This is a genomic window from Novosphingobium profundi (genome assembly GCF_018491765.1).
In the GTDB taxonomy this organism is placed as follows: Bacteria; Pseudomonadota; Alphaproteobacteria; order Sphingomonadales; family Sphingomonadaceae; genus Novosphingobium; species Novosphingobium profundi.
On the sequence record NZ_JABWCU010000004.1, the window covers coordinates 18,552 to 36,416 of the forward strand.

At 65.5% G+C, this 17,865-nt stretch carries 12 protein-coding genes; 8 read left to right on the forward strand and 4 right to left on the reverse strand.

Annotation, left to right across the window (positions count from 1 at the left end; genetic code table 11):
- Window positions 1–8 precede the first annotated feature (8 nt).
- Both rpoC and rpoB read right to left on the reverse strand, forming a co-directional pair.
- Window positions 9–4,304 carry a DNA-directed RNA polymerase subunit beta' gene (gene rpoC / locus HT136_RS04755; RefSeq protein ID WP_214198428.1) on the reverse strand — a complete coding sequence of 1,432 codons (4,296 nt, stop codon included), beginning with the start codon at window positions 4,302–4,304 and terminating at the stop codon, window positions 9–11.
- Between the two features lie 82 nt (window positions 4,305–4,386).
- The gene (rpoB, locus tag HT136_RS04760) at window positions 4,387–8,547 is read right to left on the reverse strand and encodes a DNA-directed RNA polymerase subunit beta (RefSeq protein WP_214198429.1); all 4,161 of its coding nucleotides are present in this window, start codon (window positions 8,545–8,547) and stop codon (window positions 4,387–4,389) included.
- Between the two features lie 395 nt (window positions 8,548–8,942).
- Here rpoB and HT136_RS04765 point away from each other — a divergent pair, with 395 nt between their 5' ends.
- A complete protein-coding gene (locus HT136_RS04765; protein ID WP_214198430.1) occupies window positions 8,943–9,386 on the forward strand; it encodes a hypothetical protein in 444 nt (147 codons plus the stop codon).
- A 205-nt stretch (window positions 9,387–9,591) separates the two neighbouring features.
- Here the strand turns inward: HT136_RS04765 and HT136_RS04770 are convergent, their stop codons facing one another.
- Entirely contained in the window at window positions 9,592–9,864 is a 273-nt protein-coding gene (locus tag HT136_RS04770) for a hypothetical protein (protein WP_214198431.1), read from the reverse strand.
- A gap of 444 nt (window positions 9,865–10,308) precedes the next feature.
- Here HT136_RS04770 and rplJ point away from each other — a divergent pair, with 444 nt between their 5' ends.
- From rplJ to HT136_RS04785, 3 genes are all read left to right on the forward strand, one after another.
- Window positions 10,309–10,824: a 50S ribosomal protein L10 gene (gene rplJ, locus HT136_RS04775; protein WP_214198432.1), complete on the forward strand. Its 516-nt coding sequence runs from the start codon at window positions 10,309–10,311 to the stop codon at window positions 10,822–10,824.
- A gap of 90 nt (window positions 10,825–10,914) precedes the next feature.
- The gene (rplL, locus tag HT136_RS04780) at window positions 10,915–11,292 is read left to right on the forward strand and encodes a 50S ribosomal protein L7/L12 (protein WP_214198433.1); all 378 of its coding nucleotides are present in this window, start codon (window positions 10,915–10,917) and stop codon (window positions 11,290–11,292) included.
- 254 nt (window positions 11,293–11,546) lie between these two features.
- Window positions 11,547–12,197, forward strand: coding sequence for a hypothetical protein (locus HT136_RS04785; RefSeq protein WP_246543371.1), 651 nt, complete (start codon window positions 11,547–11,549; stop codon window positions 12,195–12,197).
- A gap of 90 nt (window positions 12,198–12,287) precedes the next feature.
- On the opposite strand, the gene HT136_RS04790 is transcribed toward HT136_RS04785, so the two are convergent.
- Window positions 12,288–12,752 carry a c-type cytochrome gene (locus tag HT136_RS04790; protein WP_246543372.1) on the reverse strand — a complete coding sequence of 155 codons (465 nt, stop codon included), beginning with the start codon at window positions 12,750–12,752 and terminating at the stop codon, window positions 12,288–12,290.
- 154 nt (window positions 12,753–12,906) lie between these two features.
- Between HT136_RS04790 and HT136_RS04795 the strand changes: the two genes are divergently transcribed.
- The 4 genes from HT136_RS04795 to HT136_RS04810 all read left to right on the forward strand — a co-directional run bounded on the left by HT136_RS04795 (window position 12,907) and on the right by HT136_RS04810 (window position 17,793).
- On the forward strand, window positions 12,907–14,295 hold the full coding sequence (locus HT136_RS04795; RefSeq protein ID WP_214198434.1) for an MATE family efflux transporter: 1,389 nt from the start codon (window positions 12,907–12,909) through the stop codon (window positions 14,293–14,295).
- 195 nt (window positions 14,296–14,490) lie between these two features.
- On the forward strand, window positions 14,491–14,775 hold the full coding sequence (gene groES / locus HT136_RS04800; RefSeq protein ID WP_214198435.1) for a co-chaperone GroES: 285 nt from the start codon (window positions 14,491–14,493) through the stop codon (window positions 14,773–14,775).
- Window positions 14,776–14,820: 45 nt separating this feature from the next.
- A complete protein-coding gene (gene groL, locus HT136_RS04805; protein WP_214198436.1) occupies window positions 14,821–16,479 on the forward strand; it encodes a chaperonin GroEL in 1,659 nt (552 codons plus the stop codon).
- A gap of 357 nt (window positions 16,480–16,836) precedes the next feature.
- Window positions 16,837–17,793, forward strand: coding sequence for a serine hydrolase (locus HT136_RS04810; RefSeq protein ID WP_343222109.1), 957 nt, complete (start codon window positions 16,837–16,839; stop codon window positions 17,791–17,793).
- Window positions 17,794–17,865 lie beyond the last annotated feature (72 nt).

Genomic DNA, 17,865 nt, shown 5'->3' on the forward strand with positions numbered 1-17,865 from the left:
GAGAGGCCTCAGGCCTCGGTCTCGCCCTCGTCGCCCTTGATCAGGTAATCGCCGGCATCGGCGTCGGTGCCGTGGGTTTCACCCTCGACCGCGGCCAGCGGCGAATCGCCCAGGTCGTCGAGCGGATCACGCTTGAGCTCGGCTTCGTGCTCCTGCGCCGCGCTGTCGGCCGCGACGAGCGCGTCCTGCATGCGGCGGTAGGAGGCGCGCAGCGCGGCGTCGCGGCTGGAGGCCGCCACGCGCACCCGGTTCATGCCCGCGCCGGTACCGGCGGGGATGAGACGGCCGACGATGACGTTTTCCTTCAGGCCGATCAGCGAGTCCTTCTTGCCTTCCACGGCCGCCTGCGTGAGCACGCGGGTGGTTTCCTGGAAGGAGGCTGCCGAGATGAACGAACGGGTCTGCAGCGAGGCCTTGGTGATGCCCAGCAGCACCGGCTTGCCTTCGGCGGGCTGCTGGCCCGGCTTCAGCTTGCCGTTGATCTCGTTCATTTCCTCGTAGTCGACCTGTTCGCCCGGAAGCAGCGTGGTGTCGCCACCCGCGGTGATCTCGACCTTCTGCAGCATCTGGCGAACGATCACCTCGATGTGCTTGTCGTTGATCTTCACGCCCTGCAAGCGATAGACTTCCTGGATTTCCGCGACGAGGTATTCGGCCAGAGCCTCCACGCCGAGAACTTCCAGAATGTCGTGCGGGTCAGGCGAACCCGAGATCAGGTTGTCGCCCTTCTTGACGTAGTCGCCTTCCTGCACGTCGATCACGCGGCTCTTGGGGATCAGGTATTCTACCGGTTCGCCCTCTTCCGGGATGATCGCGATCTTGCGCTTGGCCTTGTAGTCGCGAACGAACTCGATGCGACCCGAGACCTTGGCGATGATCGAGTTGTCCTTCGGCTTGCGGGCCTCGAACAGTTCGGCAACGCGCGGCAGACCACCGGTGATGTCGCGGGTCTTGGCGGCTTCGCGGCTGGCACGGGCGATGATGTCGCCCGCTTCGACCATCTGGCCATCCTCGACCGAGAGCGTGGCACCGGGCGCCAGCATGTAGCGCGCGGCTTCGCCCGAGTTGTCGTCGAGAAGGGTGATGCGCGGACGCAGGTCCTCCTTCTTCTTCGAACGGCTCGTCGAGCGGTCCTCGGTGACGACGCGGCTGGTCATGCCGGTCGCATCGTCGACCTGCTCGGTCAGCGTGCGGCTGTCGATGAGGTCCTGGTACTTGATGATACCCGAGGTTTCCGTGATGATCGGAAGCGTGAACGGGTCCCACTCGGCCAGGCGTTCGCCTTCGGCCACCTTGGCGCCGTCCTCGTGGAGAAGCACGGTACCGTAGGGCACGCGGTGCATGGCGCGCTCGCGGCCTTCGGTGTCCATGACCACGACTTCACCGTTGCGGGCGAGCGAGAGCTTGCGACCGCGCTTGTCGGTGATGGTCGGGATGTCACGGTAGTGGACGGTACCCTCGCAGATCGATTCCAGGTGGCTGGTTTCGTTCAGCTGGGCCGCACCACCAATGTGGAAGGTACGCATGGTGAGCTGCGTGCCCGGTTCACCGATCGACTGTGCGGCGATGACGCCGACGGCCTCGCCGATGTTGACCGGGGTACCGCGGGCAAGGTCACGCCCGTAGCACTTGGCGCAGACGCCCTGTTCGGCCTCGCAGACCAGCGGCGAGCGGATGCGCGCCGACTGGGTGCCGGTGGCCTCGATCGCGGCAACGGCGGCTTCGTCGAGGAGCTGGCCCTTGGCGGCGACGATCGTGCCATCCTTGGCGGCGATGTCTTCGGCCAAGGTACGGCCCAGGATACGCTCGGCAAGCGAGGCGATGACCGAACCGCCCTGGACGATCGCGCGCATTTCGAGCGCACGCTCGGTGCCGCAATCGTCGATGATGACGACGCAGTCCTGCGAGACGTCGACGAGACGGCGGGTCAGGTAACCCGAGTTCGCCGTCTTGAGCGCGGTATCGGCCAGACCCTTGCGGGCGCCGTGGGTCGAGTTGAAGTATTCAAGAACGGTCAGACCTTCCTTGAAGTTCGAGATGATCGGCGTTTCGATGATCTCGCCCGACGGCTTGGCCATGAGGCCGCGCATGCCGCCCAGCTGCTTCATCTGCGCCGGGCTACCACGCGCACCGGAGTGGCTCATCATGTAGATCGAGTTGATCTGGGCCATGCGGCCCGTCTCGGGATCGATCGGCTGGGCCTTCAGCTCTTCCATCATGGCGTTCGCCACCTGGTCACCGCAACGGCTCCAGGCATCGATCACCTTGTTGTACTTTTCCTGCTGGGTGATGAGGCCGTCCTGGTACTGCTGCTCGTAATCGGCAACCAGTTCCTTGGTCTCGTTGACCAGCGGGTCCTTCTGGGCGGGGATGATCATGTCGTCCATGCCGAAGGAGATGCCGGCCTTGCACGCGTTCTTGAAGCCGAGCGACATGATCGCGTCGGCGAACAGGACCGTGTCCTTCTGGCCGGTGTGACGGTAGACCTGGTCGATGACCTCGCCGATGTCCTTCTTGGTCAAGAGCTTGTTGACCACGTCGAAGGGCACGGTGTGGCTCTTGGGGAGGCACTCGCCGATGAGCATGCGGCCCGGCGTCGTCTCGAAGCGCTTCATGTACTGCTGACCGTTCTCGTCGGTCTGCGGCACGCGGGCCTCGATCTTCGAGTGCAGCGTCACCGCACCGATCTCGAGCGCCTGGTGGACTTCGGCCATGTCGGCGAACTTCATGCCTTCGCCCGGCTCACCCGTGCGGTCCATCGACAGGTAGTACAGGCCCAGCACCATGTCCTGCGAAGGCACGATGATCGGCTTGCCGTTGGCGGGCGAGAGGATGTTGTTGGTCGACATCATCAGCACGCGCGCTTCGAGCTGGGCTTCCAGCGAAAGGGGCACGTGGACGGCCATCTGGTCACCGTCGAAGTCGGCGTTGAAGGCCGAGCAGACGAGCGGGTGCAGCTGGATCGCCTTGCCCTCGATGAGGACCGGCTCGAAGGCCTGGATGCCCAGACGGTGAAGCGTGGGCGCGCGGTTCAGCATGACCGGGTGCTCGCGAATGACTTCGTCGAGGATGTCCCAGACTTCCTTGCGCTCCTTCTCGACCCACTTCTTGGCCTGCTTGAGGGTCATCGAGAGACCCTTGGCGTCGAGGCGGGCGTAGATGAACGGCTTGAACAGCTCGAGTGCCATCTTCTTGGGAAGACCGCACTGGTGCAGCTTGAGCTCGGGACCGGTCACGATGACGGAACGGCCCGAGTAGTCGACGCGCTTGCCCAGAAGGTTCTGGCGGAAGCGGCCCTGCTTGCCCTTGAGCATGTCGGACAGCGACTTGAGCGGACGCTTGTTGGCACCCGTGATGACGCGGCCGCGGCGGCCGTTGTCGAACAGGGCGTCGACTGATTCCTGCAGCATGCGCTTTTCGTTGCGCACGATGATGTCGGGCGCGCGCAGCTCGATCAGGCGCTTGAGGCGGTTGTTGCGGTTGATGACGCGGCGGTAGAGGTCGTTGAGGTCCGAGGTCGCGAAGCGGCCACCGTCGAGCGGCACCAGCGGGCGCAGTTCGGGCGGAATGACCGGGACGACTTCAAGGATCATCCACTCGGGACGGTTGCCCGAATCGATGAACGATTCGACCACCTTGAGGCGCTTGATGATCTTCTTGGGCTTGAGTTCCGACTTGGTCGTCTCGAGCTCCTGGAGAAGGTCCGCGCGCTCCTGCTCGAGGTCGAGCTCCATCAGCATCTGCTTGACGGCCTCGGCGCCGATGCCGGCCGAGAAGGCGTCTTCGCCATACTCGTCCTGGGCGTCGAGCATCTCGTCTTCGGTGAGCAGCTGGTACTTCTCGAGCGGGGTCAGGCCCGGCTCGATGACGATGTAGCTTTCGAAGTAGAGGACGCGCTCAAGCTGCTTGAGCTGCATGTCGAGCAGCAGGCCGATGCGCGAGGGGAGGCTCTTGAGGAACCAGATGTGCGCGACCGGAGCGGCCAGCTCGATGTGGCCCATGCGCTCGCGGCGCACCTTGGTCACGGTGACTTCGACGCCGCACTTTTCGCAGACGACGCCCTTGTACTTCATGCGCTTGTACTTGCCGCAAAGGCACTCGTAGTCCTTCACGGGGCCGAAGATGCGCGCGCAGAACAGGCCGTCACGTTCGGGCTTGAACGTGCGGTAGTTGATGGTTTCCGGCTTCTTGATTTCGCCGAAGGACCAGGAGCGGATGCGCTCGGGCGAAGCGAGACCGATCTGGATCTGATCGAAGGTCTCGGGCTTGGCCATCTGGTTCGTGAACTTGGTCAGGTCGTTCATAAGTTCCGTCCCTCTTGGGGGTAAATTCTTGGCTGCGGGAAGTCAGGGGAGGGCGGGGCGCTGGTGGCCCCGCCCGATCCCGTTATTCCGCCGCCTGGGGCAGCGCGTCGGCATCGTCCTCGTCGTCGAGCGAGGAGAGCTCGACGTTGAGGCCGAGGCTGCGCATTTCCTTGACGAGAACGTTGAAGCTCTCGGGAATGCCCGCCTCGAAGGTGTCGTCGCCCTTGACGATGGCTTCGTAGACCTTGGTACGGCCGACCACGTCGTCCGACTTGACGGTGAGCATTTCCTGCAGCGTGTAGGCCGCACCGTAGGCCTGGAGAGCCCAGACCTCCATCTCACCGAAGCGCTGGCCACCGAACTGGGCCTTACCGCCCAGCGGCTGCTGGGTGACGAGGCTGTAGGGGCCGATCGAACGGGCGTGGATCTTGTCGTCGACAAGGTGGTGGAGCTTGAGGATGTACTTCATCCCCACGGTCACCTTGCGGCTGAAGGCCTCGCCGGTACGCCCGTCGAGCAGCACGCTCTGGCCCGAGGTGTCGAGACCCGCGAGTGTGAGCATGTCGACGACGTCCTGTTGCACCGCGCCGTCGAACACCGGAGTGCCCATCGGCACGCCACCGCGCACGTTTTCGGCCAGCTCGACGAGCTGCGCCGGGCTGCGTGCGTCAAGGTCCTCGGCGTAGTTGTCGCCGTAGATCTTGCGCAGCGTGTCCTTGACCGCCTCGGGGGCTTCGCCCGCCTCGGGGTTGGGGTTGGCCGCCTTCCAGGCATCGAGCGCCTCGCCGATCTGACGACCCAGGTTGCGGGCCGCCCAACCGAGGTGGGTCTCGAAGATCTGTCCGACGTTCATGCGCGAAGGCACGCCGAGCGGGTTCATCACGAAGTCGACCGGGGTGCCGTCCTCGAGGAAGGGCATGTCTTCCTGCGGCAGGATGCGGCTGATGATACCCTTGTTGCCGTGACGGCCGGCCATCTTGTCGCCCGGCTGCAGCTTGCGCTTCACGGCCACGAAGACCTTGACCATCTTGAGCACGCCCGGCGCCAGTTCGTCACCGCGCTCCAGCTTCTCCTTGCGGTCCTCGAACTTCTCCTGGATCGCCTTGACGGTCTCGTCGTACTGGGCCTTCACGGCTTCCAGCTGGGTCTGCATGTGGTCGTCGGCAACCGCGAACTTCCACCACTCGTGACGCTCGGCCTCGGCGAGGAGTTCCTCGGTGATCTCCACGCCCTTCTTCACGCCCTTGGGCGCGGACGCGGCGACCTGGCCGAGCAGCATGTCCTGCAGGCGGTTGTAGGTCGCACGGTTGAGAATGGCGCGTTCGTCCTCGCGGTCCTTGGCGAGGCGTTCGATTTCCTCGTTCTGGATGGCGCGGGTACGGTCGTCGATCTCGATGCCGTGACGGTTGAAGACGCGCACATCGACGATCGTGCCCGAGACGCCCGGCGGCAGACGCAGCGAGGTGTCGCGCACGTCGGAGGCCTTTTCACCGAAGATGGCGCGCAGGAGCTTTTCTTCCGGCGTCATCGGGCTCTCGCCCTTCGGGGTGATCTTGCCCACGAGGATGTCACCCGGGTGCACTTCGGCGCCGATGTAGACGATGCCCGCCTCGTCGAGGTTGCGCAGGGCTTCCTCGCCGACATTGGGGATGTCGCGGGTGATGTCTTCGGGCCCGAGCTTGGTGTCGCGGGCCATGACCTCGAACTCGTCGATGTGGATCGAGGTGAAGACGTCGTCCTTCACGATCCGCTCGGAGATGAGGATGGAGTCCTCGTAGTTGTAGCCGTTCCAGGGCATGAACGCGACGAGCACGTTGCGGCCCAGCGCCAGTTCACCCAGTTCGGTCGACGGGCCGTCGGCGATGATGTCGCCGGCCTGGACGTATTCGCCCACCTTCACCAGCGGACGCTGGTTGATGCAGGTCGACTGGTTCGAACGCTCGAACTTCTGGAGGCGGTAGATGTCGACGCCCGACTTGCCGGCCTCGACCTCACCCACGGCGCGGATGACGATACGGGTGGCGTCGACCTGGTCGACCACGCCCGGACGCAGCGCCGAGATCGCGGCGCCCGAATCGCGCGCCACGGTCGCTTCCATGCCGGTGCCCACGTAAGGCGCGTCGGCCTTGACGAGCGGCACGGCCTGACGCTGCATGTTCGAGCCCATGAGCGCGCGGTTGGCGTCGTCCTTTTCGAGGAACGGAATGAGCGAGGCGGCCACCGAGACGAGTTGCTTGGGGCTGACGTCCATCAGCGTGACCTGGTCGCGCGGGCTCATCACGAACTCGCCTTCCTGGCGGGCCGAGATGAGTTCCTCGACGAACGAGCCGTCCGCGTTGAGCGCGGCCGAAGCCTGCGCGACGGTGTGCTTCTGCTCTTCCATCGCCGAGAGGTAGACCACGTCCTTGGTCACCTTACCCTCGACGACCTTGCGGTACGGGGTTTCGATGAAGCCGTACTTGTTGACGCGCGCGAAAGTCGAGAGCGAGTTGATCAGACCGATGTTCGGGCCTTCGGGCGTTTCAATCGGGCAGATACGACCGTAGTGGGTCGGGTGAACGTCGCGCACTTCGAAGCCCGCACGCTCACGGGTAAGACCGCCCGGCCCGAGCGCCGAAACGCGGCGCTTGTGGGTGACTTCCGAAAGCGGGTTGGTCTGGTCCATGAACTGCGAGAGCTGCGAGGAGCCGAAGAACTCACGAACGGCGGCCACGGCGGGCTTGGCGTTGATGAGGTCGTTGGGCATCACGGTCGAGACGTCGACCGAGCTCATGCGCTCCTTGACCGCGCGTTCCATGCGCAGCAGGCCGACGCGGTACTGGTTCTCGAGCAGCTCGCCCACCGAACGCACGCGGCGGTTGCCGAGGTTGTCGATGTCGTCGATCTCGCCCTTGCCGTCCTTGAGGTTCACCAGTTCCTTGACCACGGCGAGGATGTCCTCGGTGCGCAGCGTGGTGACGGTGTCCTCGGCATCGAGGCCCAGACGCATGTTGAGCTTGACGCGGCCCACGGCCGAAAGGTCGTAGCGGTCGGCGTCGAAGAACAGGCCTTCGAACAGCGCCTCGGCGGTTTCCTTCGTCGGCGGTTCGCCCGGACGCATGACCTTGTAGATCGCTTCCAGGCCCATGTCGCGGCAGTCGGCCTTGTCGGCCTTGAGCGTGTTGCGGATCCAGGGGCCGACGTTCGAATCGTCGATGTCGAGGAGGTTGAGCTGATCGATGCCCGCGGCGTCGATCACCTCGAGGTTCTCCGGCGACACTTCGTCACCGGCCTCGATGTAGATGCGCCCGGTCGACTCGTCGATCATGTCCTCGGCGATGTAGCGGCCGAAGATTTCCTCGGTCGGGATCAGCAGCGCCTCGAGGCCGTCCTTGCCGGCCTTGTTGGCGGCGCGGGGGCTGATCTTGGTGCCGGCCGGGAAGACGACTTCGCCCGAGTTCGCATCGACGATGTCGAAAGCGGGCTTCACGCCGCGCCACGCCTCGGCGGTGTAGGGCAGGCGCCAGCCGCCTTCACCGCGCTTCCAGGTGACGGTCTCGTAGAAGTGGTCGAGGATCGCTTCGCTGTCGAGGCCGAGCGCGAAGAGCAGCGCGGTGACCGGCAGCTTGCGCTTGCGGTCGATACGCACGTTGACGATGTCCTTGGCGTCGAACTCGAAGTCGAGCCAGGAGCCGCGGTAGGGGATCACGCGCGCGGCGAAGAGGTACTTGCCCGAGGAGTGGGTCTTGCCACGGTCGTGGTCGAACAGCACGCCCGGCGAACGGTGCATCTGCGAGACGATCACGCGCTCGGTGCCGTTGATGAAGAAGGTGCCGTTCTCGGTCATGAGCGGCATGTCGCCCATGTAGACGTCCTGCTCCTTGATATCGAGGACCGAGCGGGTCTCGGTCTCGGCGTCCACCTCGAACACGATCAGGCGCAGCGTCACCTTCATGGGAGCCGCGTAGGTGATGCCGCGCTGGCGGCATTCGGTCACGTCGTACTTGGGGTCTTCGAGCTCGTAGTGCACGAAGTCGAGCTCGCTGGTGCCGGCGAAGTCGCGGATCGGGAAGACCGAGCGCAGCGTCTTTTCCAGGCCCGAGACATAGCCCGTCTCGGGGTTCGAGCGCAGGAACTGTTCGTAGCTCTCGCGCTGGACCTCGATGAGGTTGGGCATCGGGATGACTTCGTGGGCGTCGCCGAAGATCTTGCGGATGCGCTTCTTGACGGAGCGCTTCGCGGTATCGATGGGCTGGGTAGCCATGAGCTGATCTTGCCTCTTAGCTTCTCGTGAAGGCCGAGTCGCCCGAAGGCAACCGAACCTGGAAAATGGTCGTCACGCGAGGACGAAATACCCGCCGGGAGGGACGGGCCATCAAACGCCAAAAGGCCGCCTTGCGCGCACAAATCCTTGGAAAAGGACATCTGCGGCCAGCAGCCTGATACGTCGGATGAAACCCGTTTCCGCTTCCTTCCCGGGCCTGCCCCCGCGCATGGGCACGCCTTGCTCGAAGCGAATGGGTGTTGCAGGCCCTATAGAACCCGGCCGCAGCGCTGTCAAACCGAGGCCTGCGCTCGGTTCGTCGTGGCGAAAGGCTCGTCTCGCCGGAAAAATGGGGCTGGCCGAAAACCCGGTGCGGCCTGGCGTGTTGTAACGGCATGAATTCGACGCACACTTCCCTCCCTCTCCGCGGCCTGCCGGCGGTCCTCGGCGCGGCGCTGGTGGTGACCTCGGGTCTGATCCCGGTCGTTGCCGGGGCGCAGGAGGCGATGTCGGCCGAACCCGCGCACGTTCCCTCGGTGCAGGTGCCAGGCCTGGCGACGGAAGGCGTTTTGGCGCAGGGCAATCTGCCGGTTCATCGTGCGCAGGCCATCAAGGTTGCCGCGAACGAGGCTCCGCATCCGGTCGGCGAGGCCAGGCCGGGGCTGGGCGCACTTTCGTTCGCCGGTTTTCTCGGATTGCTGGCGGCCTTTGCCGTATCGATTTCGGGCATGATCGTGACCCGGCGGCGGGCACGCCAGATGCGCGGACGCGCGCCCGGCCGGCGCGATTCCATTGCGCGCCCGGTGCCCGTTTCGCGCAGTTACGAAGTGTCCCGATGACAATTTCACGTTTTACGAAAGAGGTTTCACGAGGCCCCTGAGAACATAGCCAGGCCGGTGGCCGGGTCGATCCACCCCACACACCCTCCCTGAACCGGTCAGAGCCTGGCAGACTTCCGGCGTTCCCCTAGCGGCCGGACCGAGCCTTGGGGGCAGCTCATCGCGAGCTGCCCCCATTTTCGTGCCCGAAATGTAGGCGTACAGGTCAGGCGGCGAGATCGAAGAGAGTGCCCGCGCGCGGACGTTCGAGCGCGGTATAGGCTCCGGTCACCAGCGAGCTTCGCGCTTCGGCCCATTCGCGGTGCCAGCGTTCCACTTGCAGGGCATCGCGCGCGGTTTCGGAGAACTGGAAGCGCGGCGAGCCTTGCGCGGCGCGCGCGCTGCCGATGGGGGTGGAGCCGATCGTCGCCCGGCTCGGCGCGGGAACGCGGGAGGGGGCGCGCGGGGGCACGGGAACGAGGGCAGTGGAGATCGGCACTATGTCCATCGTCGGATCGGGTCTCGGGTGGCGGCGACCCCCATTCCATCGCATGGCGCGTTCTAGCGCCGTGTGATCGCCTCCATCCGTAACTCTGCGGAAAAAGGGGCGCGGGAACACGGCGTATTGACTTTCGAGCGCCTCTGCCACATAGGCCCGCTCGAACGCCGGGATCGATTCCCGACGCTCGCCGTCCGAGACAGCTGCCGGGGGTTTCCCCCTTAATCTGCAGCCTAGACGGGGAACAGGAAATTTTACGGTCCCACGCTCCTTCGAGCTTGGTGCCAACCGCGCGGCTTCGGCCCGCAAACTCCTTCCCCATCGTACGGTCTTTGCCATGGCGCGTCAGTGTCCATGGGCTCGTGCGTCGTGCACGGGCAAGCAAATGTAGCCGGCTGTGCGGAGCTTTCGGGTTCCAACCAGTCATATGTGAAGGAGTAAGGCATGGATCGTTCGCAGAAAGCCGATTCGGTCGCCCAGCTCAACGCGGTCTTCAACGAGGTCGGCGTGGTGGTTGTCACCCGCAACCTCGGCCTCTCGGTGGCGCAGTCCTCCGAGCTGCGCGCGAAGATTCGTGAAGCCGGCGCGACCTACAAGGTTGCCAAGAACCGTCTTGCCAAGATCGCCATCGCGGACACCGACTATGTCGGTATCGGCGACTTCCTGATCGGCCCGACGGCCCTCGCCACTTCGGTGGACCCCGTCGCAGCCGCCAAGGCCGTCGTCGACTTCGCCAAGACGACCGACAAGATCGAGATCGTCGGCGGCGCGATGGGCGCAAACGTTCTGGACGCAAACGGCATCAAGGCTCTCGCCACGATGCCCTCGCTCGACGAACTGCGCGCCAAGCTCATCGGTCTCGTCCAGGCTCCGGCCACGAAGATCGCCCAGCTCTCGACCGCTCCGGCGGCCAAGCTGGCGCGCGTCTTCAACGCCTATGCCGAGAAGGACGCTGCCTGAGCTTAGTCTCGGTAAGACGTTTTGAAATAACGATTTATCCCGTCTGGTGGCACGAAGCCCCGGCGGGACCACAGATCAGGAGTGAATATTATGGCCGATATCGCCAAGCTTGTTGAAGAACTCTCGCAGCTGACCGTCCTCGAGGCCGCTGACCTCGCCAAGGCTCTCGAAGAAGCATGGGGCGTTTCCGCCGCTGCCGCCGTTGCCGTTGCTGGCCCGGCCGCTGCCGGTGGCGAAGCTGCCGCTGCTGAAGAGCAGACCGAATTCGACGTGATCCTCACCGGCGACGGTGGCAAGAAGATCCAGGTCATCAAGGAAGTCCGCGCCATCACCGGTCTCGGCCTCGCCGAAGCCAAGGCCCTCGTCGAAGGCGCTCCCAAGGCTGTCAAGGAAGCCGCTTCGAAGGCGGAAGCCGAAGACATCAAGGCGAAGATCGAAGCAGCCGGCGGCACCGTCGAGCTCAAGTAATCTTCGTGGCCTTGCGGCCTTCGGGCCGCAGGTGCGAAAATTCGAAAGGGCGCTCCCTCGCGGGGGCGCCCTTTTTCGTGCGCGCGATCCGGCCGCGCGCGGTGGTTGGCGATCCGGGTCAACGCCGCGCCGCAGGCCAGGCGCAGCACGCCCCGGTCCGACGCTCGCTCGCTCGCCGCTGTCAGCGCAGGTTCAGTTTGGCAGGTGCAGCTTTGGCGGCGCAACGGGTTGAGCGACGAAGGAGGTTCCCCCCAATGCGTACCACGTGGAAACTGCCCCCCCGAAAATATCTCGCCGCCGGCGCGGCCCTGGCGATCTGCGGTACAGGTGCCGCCGAGGCCGCGAGCGAGAAGCTGCACCACATGAAAGTCCACGGCCCCGATGGCGAGGTGATCGACGTCGCCTACGCGGGCAGGGATGCCCCCCGCGTCGAGATCGTGCCCACATCGGCGGCGCAGGACGACGCGTCGATCCCGGCCGCCGTGGCCGATCCCTTCGTCCAGATGGAGCGCGTCTCGGCGATGATGGACGCGCAGATGAACGCGATGATGCAACGCGCCGCGCTGATGCAGCGCCAGAGCGCCGCGCTTCAGGCCAGGACCATGCAGGAGGCGAAGATGACGACGCGCGTGAACGGACAGCCGGTCGAGCCCGGCTTCGCGATGGCCGGAACCCTGCCCCAGGGCGTCCAGGTTTCGTATTATTCGTCCTCGACCGACGCCAGCGGCTGCACCCGGTCGGTCTCCTACAGTTCGGATGGTTCGGGCGCGGCACCCAGGATGGTCCAGGCCGCCTCCGACAGCTGCGAGGCGGCCGAAGCCCCGCAGCGCGCCATTCCGGCCAAGGTCGAGGCGCCGGTCTCGCCGCGTGGACCAGAGGCAGGGACCAACGCGAACAAGGTGTGACCCATCGTCACGGCTCGTCCCAAGGGGCGGGCAAGGAAAAACGGGCGGTCCCTCTGGAGGGGCCGCCCGCTTTTCGTGGATTTTGACAGCTTACTTGAGCGTTTCGAGGTAGGCGATGATCTCCTGGCGCTTGGCCGGGTCGGGGATCATCTGGACCATCTTGGTGCCCGGGACCATCTTCATCGGGCCCTGCAGCCATTCGTCGAGCTTCTCGGGCGTCCACACGATGCCTGAGGCCTTGAGCGCGGGGCTGAAGGCGTAGCCCGGAACGTCGCCCGCAGTGCTGCCGACGATCCCGTGAAGCGAGGGGCCGACCATGTTGCGGCCCGCTTCGACCGAGTGGCAGGTCTTGCAGATCTGGAACGCGGCCGGGGCGAGCGAGGCCGAGCCGGCGTCGGCGGGTGCCGAACTCGCAGTCGGGCTTTGCGTGGCGGGAGCGGGCTCGCCTGCGGTCTCGGCGGCGGGAGCGGCCGGGGCCGCATCCTTGGAATCCGAGCCGCCGCATGCGGCGAGCAGCGCGAGCGGGCTGGCAACGATCAGGGTCATGAATTTCATGGGACGCTTCCTCCTGCGGTTTGCCTCGCCCTAGGACGGGCGCTCCGGGTCGGGCAAGGGGGCACACTGTCCCATCGCGCGCTTTTCCCGCTGGGTGGAGACTGCGCTTTTTCCTTTCGTTGTGCGCGTGGCCCGCGTAGGGGCCCGAGCCAGTATGGCTCGCAGCGCATCGCCTTCGGACTTCCGGATCGAACTGGGCAGGACCCTCGCGCTCGCGGGGCCGCTGGCGCTTGCCAACCTTCTGCAGATGGCGGTCTTCGCGGTCGACGTGATGTTCGTGGCGCGTCTCGGCCAGCAGGCGCTCGCCGCCTCGAGCCTGGCGGTGGCGCTGATCGCGGTGCTGATGATGGGCCTGAACGGCGTGACCTCGGCGTGCGCGCCGCTCATGGCGGCCGAGCTGGGGCGCCGGTCCAACGCGGTGCGCGAGGTGCGCCGCACGGTGCGCATGGCGCTCTGGCTGGGCGGCGGGCTGAGCGTTTGCGGCATTTTCGCGTGCCAGTTTGCCGAAGCGATCATGCTGCTGGCCGGACAAAAGCCCGATCTGGCCCGGATGGGCGGGGGCTTCCTCGCGATCCTCTCCTTCGCGATGGTGCCTGCCGCGATTGCCAACGTGCTGCGCACTTACGTCTCGACGCTCGGGCGCCCGTTCTTCGCTACCGCGATCACGGCGGGCTCGATCGCGGTCAACGCGCTGGGCGACTATGCCCTCGTCTTCGGCCATTTCGGCATGCCCCGACTCGAGCTTACCGGGGCCGCGCTCGCCAGCATCATCACCGAGTGCGCGACCGTGCTCGCCTATGTCGTGGCCATCGCCTGCAACCGTCGCCTGCGCCGCTTCCACATCTTCGGCCGCTTCTGGCGGCCCGAGTGGCTGCGCCTGCGCCAGATGCTGAAGCTCGGCCTGCCGATTTCGGGCACGCTCATCGCCGAGGGTGGCCTTTTCAGCGGTGCGGCGTTCCTCATGGGGCTGGTGGGCGAGGCGCAACTGGCCGGGCACACCGTCGCCTTGCAGATCGCGGCGATCGCCTTCCAGGTGCCCTTCGGCATCGGCCAGGCGGCGACGATCCGGGTGGGCTACCACTATGGCGCGGGCAATGTTGCCGGGGTTGCGGCGGCAGGACGTGCGGCCTTGCTCGCGTGCCTGGCCTTCGCCGTCGTCACCTCCGGGATCATCGTGCTTTTCCCCGACCTGGTGCTATCCGCCTATGTCGACGTCGCCGATCCGGCCAACGCGCTGATGGTGGCCTTCGCGCTGCGCTACCTCGTGGTGGCGGCGGCCTTCCAGTTCTCCGACGCGCTCCAGGCGGTCGCGGCGGGCGCGCTGCGCGGTATCCAGGACACGCGCGTGCCGATGGGAATTGCGGTCGTGGGTTACTGGGCGAGCGGGTTCGCCGTCTCGGTCGTGCTCGGCCTGTTCACCCCGCTGGAGGGGGTCGGTATCTGGCTCGGCCTCGCTGTCGGCCTCAGCGTTGCGGCGGTGCTGCTCCTGGCCCGCTGGCAGGGGCGCGGCCGCTTCGGTCTGCTGGCTGCCATCGAACGGTAACGCCCGCGCGTTAGCCCTGCGCCCCGCCGCAGCTGCGGTCCGTCAGGACGACGAAGGGCTGGCCGATGCAAAAAATTTGCCCATCTCCCGCTTGACGCACCCCGAGGCTGTGACCATATCCCGGCGCGTTGGCACTCTTAGAGCGTGAGTGCCAAACCCAGTTTTGCCTGTTCATAGGACTTAAGGGAGACTCCCATGACTTTCCGCCCGCTGCACGACCGTGTTCTCGTGCGCCGCGTCGAGGCCGAAGAAAAGACGGCCGGTGGCATCATCATCCCCGACAGCGCCAAGGAAAAGCCCGCTGAAGGCGAAATCGTGGCCGTCGGCAACGGCGCCGTCGTCGACGGCAAGGTCGTCGCGCTCGACGTCAAGGTCGGCGATCGCGTCCTGTTCGGCAAGTGGTCGGGCACCGAAGTCAAGGTCGACGGTGAAGACCTGCTGATCATGAAGGAAAGCGACATCCTCGGCGTCATCGCCTGAGCTTCGTTGCATCCATCTACCTGATATCCTGAAAGGAATACCAAAATGGCAGCCAAGGACGTAAAGTTCGGCCGCGACGCTCGTGAGCGCATTCTCAACGGCGTCGACATCCTCGCCAACGCCGTCAAGGTGACGCTCGGTCCCAAGGGCCGCAACGTCGTCATCGAGAAGAGCTTCGGCGCGCCCCGCATCACCAAGGACGGTGTTTCGGTCGCCAAGGAAATCGAACTCAAGGACAAGTTCGAGAACATGGGCGCCCAGATGATCCGCGAAGTGGCCTCGAAGGCCAACGACGCGGCCGGCGACGGCACCACCACCGCCACCGTTCTGGCCCAGGCGATCGTGCGCGAAGGCATGAAGTCGGTTGCCGCCGGCATGAACCCGATGGACCTCAAGCGCGGCATCGACCTCGCGGTGACCAAGGTCGTCGAGAACCTCAAGAGCCGTTCGAAGGACGTCTCGGGCTCCTCGGAAATCGCCCAGGTCGGCGTGATCTCGGCCAATGGCGACCGTGAAGTCGGCGAGAAGATCGCCGAAGCCATGGAAAAGGTCGGCAAGGAAGGCGTGATCACCGTGGAAGAGGCCAAGGGCCTCGAATTCGAACTCGATGTCGTCGAAGGCATGCAGTTCGACCGCGGCTACCTCTCGCCCTACTTCGTCACCAACCCCGAGAAGATGACGGTCGAGCTCGACAACCCCTACATTCTCATCCACGAGAAGAAGCTGTCGAACCTCCAGTCGATCCTTCCGATCCTCGAAGCCGTTGTTCAGTCGGGCCGTCCGCTCCTGATCATCGCTGAGGACATCGAGGGTGAGGCCCTGGCCACGCTCGTCGTCAACAAGCTGCGTGGCGGCCTCAAGGTCGCGGCCGTCAAGGCGCCCGGCTTCGGCGACCGTCGCAAGGCGATGCTCGGCGACATCGCGACCCTCACCGCCGGTGAAATGGTTTCGGAAGACCTCGGCATCAAGCTCGAGAACGTCACCCTCGCCATGCTCGGCCAGGCCAAGACCGTCACGATCGACAAGGACAACACCACCATCGTCGATGGCGCCGGTGCGGCCGAAGAGATCAAGGCTCGCGTCGAGCAGATCCGCGCGCAGATCGAAGTCACCACTTCGGACTACGACCGCGAGAAGCTGCAGGAGCGTCTCGCCAAGCTTGCTGGCGGCGTGGCCGTGATCAAGGTCGGCGGCGCTTCGGAAGTCGAAGTGAAGGAGCGCAAGGACCGCGTCGACGACGCTCTCCACGCGACCCGCGCGGCCGTTGAGGAAGGCATCGTCCCCGGCGGCGGCACGGCTCTGCTCTACGCCACCAAGGCTCTCGAAGGCCTCAAGGGCGAGAACGACGACCAGACCCGCGGCGTCGACATCATCCGTCAGTCGATCATGGCGCCCGCGCGTCAGATCGCGACCAACGCCGGCTTCGACGGCGCGGTCGTCACCGGCAACCTGCTGCGTGAAGACGACGAGACCCAGGGCTTCAACGCCGCCACCGACGTCTACGAGAACCTCGTCGCCGCCGGCGTCATCGACCCGACCAAGGTCGTGCGCACCGCGCTGCAGGACGCCGCTTCGGTTGCCGGCCTGCTGATCACCACCGAAGCCGCCATCTGCGACGCTCCGGAGGACAAGGCTGCCGGTGGCATGCCCGACATGGGCGGCATGGGCGGCATGGGTGGCATGGGCGGCATGGGCGGCTTCTAAGCCCCCGCTGCCAGCCACCAGGCTGAACGACAATGGGCCGGGGGGAGCGATCTCCCCGGCCTTTTGCGTGCGCGATGCTTTCCTTGCGCGGCATTGTGACGGGTGATTCGTGGCGCGTACCGTTTACCCTTACGTCCCGACCGATTGCGTCGCCTTTGCGACACGAAAGTTCATATTTCGGCAATTGCCCGCACGCGCCATGCGTTTCGTCGCGCTCGGATGGCGTTCGATGACCTCTGTGTTAACTTCTTGTTCGGTGGATTTGACGTAGATAGGTTGGGCATGAACCGCGCTGGCAAACTCCTTTCGTGGTGCCGTTTAGGCACGGGTCGCGTATTTTCCGTTGTGCTTTTCGGTGTGGCCGCGCTCGCACCTCTGGGAAGCGCGCAGGCCGACGATGTCGGCGCGGTACGCAGTTCGTTCGATTCGGTGTTCGGCACCGAGTTGCGCGGACCTCCGACCTATTCCACCGATTTCGAACGCCAACTCGCCGCAGCCGCCGAAGCCTCGCATGGGCGTATCGGGGTGGCCGCGGTCGACTTGCGCTCGGGCCGCACGCTCTCGGTGCTGGGCGACCAGCGCTTCCCGATGGCAAGCACCAGCAAGATCGCGATCGCGGCGACTTTCCTCGAAGGCGTCGACAAGGGCAAGTGGTCGTTGACCAGCGAATTCCCGATGCTCGTGCCGGTTGCCTCCAAGCCCTTTTCGACCGCCGTGGCCCCGGTGCGTCCCGGCCAGTACCTGCCCGCCTCCAAGCTGCTCGAGCTGATGCTGACGCGTTCGAACAACTACGCCACCGACGGGTTGCTCAAGGTCGTGGGCGGCCCCGACGCCGTCAACGCCTGGGTGCGCCGTGCCGGAATCACCGACTGGCACCTCGATCGCGACATTGCCACGCTCGTGCGCGACGACGGTGCGCTCGATCCGGCCCGCGTCATCGACAAGCGCGACAGCGCCACGCCGCTTGCGATGGTCACCTTGCTGAGCGGCCTCTACGAAGGCAAGTGGCTGAGCAAGAGCAGCCGCAACACGCTCATTTCGATCATGGGGCGCTGCGTGACCGGGCGCCGCCGCATTCCGGCGGGCGTTCCCGACGGCGCGATGGTCCACCACAAGACCGGTTCGCTCAACAACACGTCGAGCGACGTCGGCATCGTCGAGACCCCCGAGGGCGACGTCTTCGCCGTGGCGATCTACGTCACCGGACAGGGCAGCCGTCCCAACCGCGAACTGCGCATCGCCAGCATCGCGCGCACGGTCTACAACGGCTACCAGAGCGAGAGCAGCAGCACCCGCCGCACCGCCGCACGCTGAGGCGAAGGCCGCGCGGCCCCGGATCGAGGATCGCGCCGGGCTTTGCGAGGATGCGAAGACCCACGCGAAAAG

Bases quoted from the DNA above. Each gene is read 5' to 3' on its own strand.
- rplL (WP_214198433.1), top strand. From the start codon at position 10,915: ATGGCCGATATCGCCAAGCTTGTTGAAGAACTCTCGCAGCTGACCGTC.
- groL (WP_214198436.1), top strand. From the start codon at position 14,821: ATGGCAGCCAAGGACGTAAAGTTCGGCCGCGACGCTCGTGAGCGCATT.
- rpoB (WP_214198429.1), bottom strand. From the start codon at position 8,547: ATGGCTACCCAGCCCATCGATACCGCGAAGCGCTCCGTCAAGAAGCGC.
- rplJ (WP_214198432.1), top strand. From the start codon at position 10,309: ATGGATCGTTCGCAGAAAGCCGATTCGGTCGCCCAGCTCAACGCGGTC.
- HT136_RS04765 (WP_214198430.1), top strand. From the start codon at position 8,943: ATGAATTCGACGCACACTTCCCTCCCTCTCCGCGGCCTGCCGGCGGTC.
- HT136_RS04795 (WP_214198434.1), top strand. From the start codon at position 12,907: ATGGCTCGCAGCGCATCGCCTTCGGACTTCCGGATCGAACTGGGCAGG.
- HT136_RS04785 (WP_246543371.1), top strand. From the start codon at position 11,547: ATGCGTACCACGTGGAAACTGCCCCCCCGAAAATATCTCGCCGCCGGC.
- HT136_RS04790 (WP_246543372.1), bottom strand. From the start codon at position 12,752: ATGAAATTCATGACCCTGATCGTTGCCAGCCCGCTCGCGCTGCTCGCC.
- groES (WP_214198435.1), top strand. From the start codon at position 14,491: ATGACTTTCCGCCCGCTGCACGACCGTGTTCTCGTGCGCCGCGTCGAG.
- rpoC (WP_214198428.1), bottom strand. From the start codon at position 4,304: ATGAACGACCTGACCAAGTTCACGAACCAGATGGCCAAGCCCGAGACC.